The 5509-nt window shown below is 57.6% G+C and carries 7 protein-coding genes and 2 pseudogenes; 8 read left to right on the top strand and 1 reads right to left on the bottom strand.

Annotation, left to right across the window (positions count from 1 at the left end; genetic code table 11):
* Positions 1–40: 40 nt before the first annotated feature.
* The 8 genes and pseudogenes from FEK50_RS24020 to FEK50_RS23990 all read left to right on the top strand — a co-directional run bounded on the left by FEK50_RS24020 (position 41) and on the right by FEK50_RS23990 (position 5027).
* Positions 41–571, top strand: coding sequence for a single-stranded DNA-binding protein (locus tag FEK50_RS24020; RefSeq protein WP_097468781.1), 531 nt, complete (start codon positions 41–43; stop codon positions 569–571).
* A gap of 56 nt (positions 572–627) precedes the next feature.
* Entirely contained in the window at positions 628–861 is a 234-nt protein-coding gene (locus FEK50_RS24015) for a DUF905 domain-containing protein (RefSeq protein ID WP_131162670.1), read from the top strand.
* A gap of 65 nt (positions 862–926) precedes the next feature.
* Positions 927–2891 (top strand): ParB/RepB/Spo0J family partition protein, encoded by a 1965-nt coding sequence (locus FEK50_RS24010; protein WP_131162669.1) that lies wholly within the window; start codon positions 927–929, stop codon positions 2889–2891.
* 68 nt (positions 2892–2959) lie between these two features.
* Positions 2960–3394, top strand: coding sequence for a conjugation system SOS inhibitor PsiB (gene psiB / locus FEK50_RS24005; RefSeq protein WP_131162668.1), 435 nt, complete (start codon positions 2960–2962; stop codon positions 3392–3394).
* Positions 3391–4110, top strand: coding sequence for a plasmid SOS inhibition protein A (locus FEK50_RS24000; protein ID WP_131162667.1), 720 nt, complete (start codon positions 3391–3393; stop codon positions 4108–4110). The genes psiB and FEK50_RS24000 overlap by 4 nt, the downstream gene beginning before the upstream one ends.
* The gene (locus FEK50_RS23995) at positions 4110–4619 is read left to right on the top strand and encodes a hypothetical protein (protein ID WP_131162671.1); all 510 of its coding nucleotides are present in this window, start codon (positions 4110–4112) and stop codon (positions 4617–4619) included. The genes FEK50_RS24000 and FEK50_RS23995 overlap by 1 nt, the downstream gene beginning before the upstream one ends.
* 188 nt (positions 4620–4807) lie before the next feature.
* A pseudogene (locus FEK50_RS24670) lies at positions 4808–4960 on the top strand (DUF5431 family protein); the annotation flags it as partial.
* Positions 4905–5027, top strand: a complete 123-nt coding sequence (locus FEK50_RS23990; RefSeq protein ID WP_223200913.1) for a Hok/Gef family protein — start codon at positions 4905–4907, stop codon at positions 5025–5027. The pseudogene FEK50_RS24670 and the gene FEK50_RS23990, both read left to right, overlap by 56 nt.
* A gap of 308 nt (positions 5028–5335) precedes the next feature.
* Here the strand turns inward: FEK50_RS23990 and FEK50_RS24360 are convergent.
* Positions 5336–5509: pseudogene (locus tag FEK50_RS24360) on the bottom strand (pilus protein); the annotation flags it as partial.

Raw genomic sequence — 5509 nt, 5'->3', positions numbered from 1 at the left:
GATGATGGGGGCTGAAAACATCAACAGAAGGAGACACATCATGGCAGTTCGTGGAATTAACAAGGTCATTCTTGTCGGTCGCCTGGGAAAAGATCCGGAAGTCCGTTACATCCCCAACGGGGGCGCAGTGGCAAACCTGCAGGTGGCCACGTCTGAAAGCTGGCGCGACAAACAGACGGGGGAGATGCGGGAGCAGACGGAATGGCATCGCGTGGTGCTGTTCGGCAAGCTCGCGGAGGTGGCTGGTGAATATCTGCGTAAGGGTGCGCAGGTCTACATCGAGGGGCAACTCCGTACCCGTAGCTGGGACGACAACAACGGCGTCACCCGTTACATCACTGAAATCCTTGTTAAAACCACGGGCACCATGCAGATGCTGGGACGTGCCGCAGGTGCTCAGACTCAGCCGGAAGAGGCACAACAGTTCAGCGGTCAGCCTCAGCCGGAACCACAGCCGGAACCGAAAAAAGGAGGCGCGAAAACGAAAGGCCGTGGACGTAAGGCCGCGCAGCCGGAGCCTCAGCAGCCGTCTGAACCCGCGTATGACTTCGATGACGACATTCCGTTCTGAACGACTGACAGTGACAACCGCCCCGTCCAGTGCGGGGCATCACCGGAGAGATGAGGATGAGCGAACATTTCAGAATACTTCAGGGGCTGCCTGACGGCTCCTTTACCCGCGAACAGGCTGAAGCCGTTGCCGCACAGTACCGGAATGTCTTTATCGAAGATGACCACGGCGAACATTTTCGCCTGGTTGTCCGTAATAACGGTGCAATGGTCTGGCGTACCTGGAATTTTGAGGGCGGTGCCGGGTACTGGATGAACCATGTCATCCGGGATTTCGGGATTCTTAAGTAAGAGAGGTGCCGGACGGGAACGCGTCCGGCAGACATACAGTCATTTGATAAACAAAGGAGAAATATATGTCAGTTACAGAGTTTAAGGCAAAAACGGGGCGTAAATCCAGCCGTAAAGCTGCAAAAACGCAGGAAACGGCACTGTCTGCCCTGCTGGCGCAGACGGAGGAAGTGAGCGTGCCGCTGGCCTCACTGATTAAATCACCGCTGAATGTGCGCACGGTGCCGTATTCTGCGGAGTCCGTCAGCGAACTGGCGGAGTCCATTCAGGGCGTCGGCCTGTTGCAGAATCTGGTTGTTCATGCCCTGCCTGGTGACCGCCACGGTGTCGCCGCAGGTGGTCGCAGACTGGCAGCACTCAACATGCTGGCAGAGCGTGAAATCATTCCGGCGGACTGGCCTGTCCGCGTGAAGGTTATTCCGCAGGAACTGGCGACGGCGGCATCGATGACCGAGAACGGTCATCGTCGGGATATGCACCCTGCCGAACAGATTGCCGGATTCCGTGCAATGGCGCAGGAAGGCAAAACACCTGCACAAATCGGTGATTTGCTGGGCTATTCACCCCGCCACGTTCAGCGAATGCTGAAACTGGCAGACCTTGCGCCTGTCATCCTCGATGCGCTGGCAGAAGACCGCATCACCACCGGGCACTGTCAGGCGCTGGCGCTGGAGAGCGACACCGCGCGTCAGGTGCAGGTGTTTGAAGCGGCCTGCCAGTCAGGATGGGGCGGTAAACCGGATGTGCGGGTTATCCGCAACCTGATTACGGAAAGTGAAGTGGCGGTGAAGGACAACACTAAATTTCGCTTTGTGGGGGCTGATGCTTTCTCACCTGACGAACTGCGCACCGATTTGTTCAGCGATGACGGGGACGGTTATGTCGACCGCGTGGCGCTCGATGCTGCCCTGCTGGAAAAACTCCAGGCTGTTGCAGAGTACCTTCGGGAAGCCGAAGGCTGGGAATGGTGTGCCGGACGCATGGAGCCTGTCGGTGAGTGCCGTGAGGATGCCGGAACATACCGCTGTCTGCCGGAGCCGGAAGCGGTGCTGACGGAGGCAGAAGAAGAACGCCTGAACGAACTGATGACGCGTTACGACGCGCCGGAAAACCAGTGTGAGGAATCTGACCTGCTGGAAGCAGAAATGAAGCTGATTGACTGCATGGCGAAGGTCAGGGCGTGGACGCCGGAAATGCGTGCCGGAAGCGGTGTGGTGGTGTCCTGGCGTTATGGCAACGTGTGTGTCCAGCGTGGTGTGCAGTTGCGCAGTGAGGATGACGTGGCTGACGACGCTGACCGCACGGAACAGGTGCAGGAAAAAGCGTCAGTGGAGGAAATCAGCCTGCCGCTGCTGACGAAAATGTCCTCAGAGCGCACGCTGGCAGTCCAGGCAGCACTGATGCAGCAACCGGACAAATCCCTGGCACTGCTGGCATGGACGCTCTGCCTGAATGTGTTTGGCAGCGGAGCGTACAGTAAACCAGCACAAATCAGCCTGGAATGTAAACATTATTCGCTGACCAGCGATGCGCCGTCAGGGAAGGAAGGTGCCGCATTCATGGCGCTGATGGCAGAAAAAGCCCGTCTTGCAGCACGGCTGCCGGAGGGATGGACACGGGACATGACGGCGTTCCTGTCACTCAGTCAGGAGGTGCTGTTATCCCTGCTCAGTTTCTGCACCGCGTGCAGTATTCACGGTGTTCAGACCCGCAATTGTGGTCACACGTCACGCAGTCCGCTGGACTCGCTGGAAACGGCTATCGGATTCCACATGCGCGACTGGTGGCAGCCGACGAAAGCAAACTTCTTCGGACACCTGAAAAAGCCGCAGATTATCGACGCCCTGAATGATGCCGGACTGTCCGGTGCCGCACGGGACGCGGAGAAAATGAAGAAAGGCGATGCGGCTGAACATGCAGAGTTCCACATGAAAGACAACCGCTGGGTGCCTGACTGGATGTGTGCACCACGTCCACAGGCAGAGACGGAAACCACGGAATACCGTGACAACCAGGCCGATGCTGCCTGACCGCCAGTTATAAACCATTTATCACACCGCCCCGCCGGAGACGGGGCGGCAGCAAGGGAGATACCGTGATGAAAACTGAACTGACCCTGAATGTATTACAGACCATGAGCGCACAGGAATATGAAGATATCCGGGCTGCCGGAAGCGGTGAACGTCGTGAGCTGACACACGCCGTGATGCGGGAGCTGGATGCGCCGGACAACTGGACGCTGAACGGCGAGTACGGCAGCGAGTTTGGCGGATTTTTCCCCGTTCAGGTCCGTTTCACGCCTGCCCACGAACGTTTCCACCTGGCGTTATGTTCGCCGGGTGATGTCTCTCAGATCTGGATGTTGATTCTGGTGAATGCCGGTGGTGAGCCGTTTGCTGTGGTTCAGGTACAGCGACAGTTTGCACCGGAAGCCGTCAGCCATTCACTGGCACTGGCAGCGTCACTGGATACGCAGGGGTACAGCGTTAATGACATCATCCATATCCTGATGGCGGAAGGAGGTCAGGCATGAGCGCACGTTCACGGGCACTGGTTCCCCTCAGCACAGAGCAACAGGCCGCATGGCGGGCGGTGGCAGAGACGGAAAAACGCCGCCATCAGGGGAACACGCTGGCGGAATATCCGTATGCGGGGGCGTTTTTCCGCTGTCTGAACGGAAGCCGCCGGATATCGCTGTCTGACCTGCGATTTTTCATGCCATCCCTGACCGCAGAAGAACTGCGCGGCAACCGTCTTCAGTGGCTGTATGCCATTGATGTGCTGATTGAAACACAGGGCGAGGTCTGCCTCCTTCCCCTTCCCGGCGATGCAGCAGAGCGGCTGTTCCCGTCGGTACGGTTCCGCGTCAGGGAGCGCAGTCGCCACAAATCTGCGCTGGTCATGCAGAAGTACAGCCGCCAGCAGGCAAGGGAGGCAGAGCAGAAAGCCCGTGCGTACCAGGCGCTGGTCGCTCAGGCGGAAATCGAACTGGCATTCCATTCGCCGGAAACAGTCGGAAGCTGGCATGCACGCTGGAGTGACCGGGTGGCAGAGCATGACCTGGAAATCCTGTTCTGGCAGTGGGGCGAGCGTTTTCCGTCACTGGCCGGAATGGAACGCTGGCAGTGGCAGGATATGCCGTTCTGGCAGGTTATTGCGGAAGCCAGTCTTGCAGCAAGAGAGGCCGGTCACGCTGTCCGTGAGATGGAGCGGTGGATGGTGCCGAACAAACTCCGGGAGGCGGCATGATGCGGAATGTCAGACACCCGAAAACACACAGGGAACTGTGTGAACTGGCCTGTCGTTTTCTCCGCAACCACGGCTTTAAGGTGGTGTTCAGCGAGGGTTTTTATGCACAGGCATCCTTCGGTGAGCGGCCTGATGTTCTGGGGTTCCGCTACGGGGCATCGTGTCTCATTGAGGTGATATGTTCCCGGTCTGATTTCCTGGCTGACCGGAAAAAGGTGTTCCGGGCAGAGCCGGAAAAGGGTATGGGAGACTGGCGTTTTTATCTCTGCGAGCCGGGGGTGATTACCGTGGATGATTTACCGGCGGGCTGGGGACTGCTGTACGTGATTAACGGGCGGGTCAGGAAAGTGCATGGCTGGCCCCGGAACTACCAGTGGGCGGTCACGAAAGTAAAACCCTTCAGGGCAAACAAACAGGCTGAATGCGATTATCTGTTCAGTGTGCTGTGTCGCCCGGAAATCCGGAATGAGGCGGGGAATGATTCACTGGCTGACGGAGTGGCAGTATGAAGTGACGTAATTTCCCCGGGATTTTTTCAGGAAAAGTGGGAGTGGTCAGCGTGCAGACATATGGGCTATGATGTGCCCGGCGCTTGAGGCTTTCTGCCTCATGACGTGAAGGTGGTTTGTTATCCTGTCGTGTGGCAGAAAGCAGAAAGCCCCGTAGTTAATTTTCATTAACCCACGAGGCCCACTGTATGTCTGATCCACGTCAGTATGGCCTCTTACCGTGCAAATTGCAAGGAGGAGTAAACCATGAAACTACCGGGAAACGCCCTTATCTGGTGCGTATTAATCGTGTGCTGCACGTTGTTAATATTCACACTCCTGACCCGGAATCGCCTGTGCGAAGTCCGGCTGAAGGACGGATACAGGGAAGTTACGGCAACAATGGCTTACGAATCCGGCGGTAAGTAGCAACCCGGAGGCGGGCGCAGGCCCGCCTTTTCAGGGCTGATGCTGGCCTGACTGCACTGAAGCGCCTTTATGAAGGGACTGCTGGTTTATCCGTTTTCCGGCAGTCCCTTTTTCCTTACTGGCATTGTGCGGGCATGAACAACCAGGCAGCCAGGAAGGCCGTTTCCCTTCGGGAACGGGGATGAACGCGCGCCTGCGGCGCCCGTTCTTCTCCCCCGCCTTCTCTGGTTATGGCCAGTCAGAAATCACATCACCTTCCCTGTGATTATTCTCTTTTCTCTCCTGTTCTGATTCTGATTACTGCTGCCCTGATTACTGTCTGTTTTGTTGTTCTCCTGACTGTGCATTTTCCGGGCGTCCCCCTGGCGGGGCGGGCTGTCGTGAACGGAGCCAGCAAAGCTGTCTCCGCCCTGGCGGGCTTCCATCCCTGACGCAAAACCCCGGGCTTGCAGCGACCGGAACGGTCGCGCCGCCTCTGTCGC

This window comes from Escherichia sp. E2586 (genome assembly GCF_005781105.1).
In the GTDB taxonomy this organism is placed as follows: domain Bacteria; phylum Pseudomonadota; class Gammaproteobacteria; order Enterobacterales; family Enterobacteriaceae; genus Escherichia.
The sequence above is the reverse complement of the archived record's forward strand: the minus strand, read 5'-3'. Positions and strand labels throughout refer to the sequence as shown.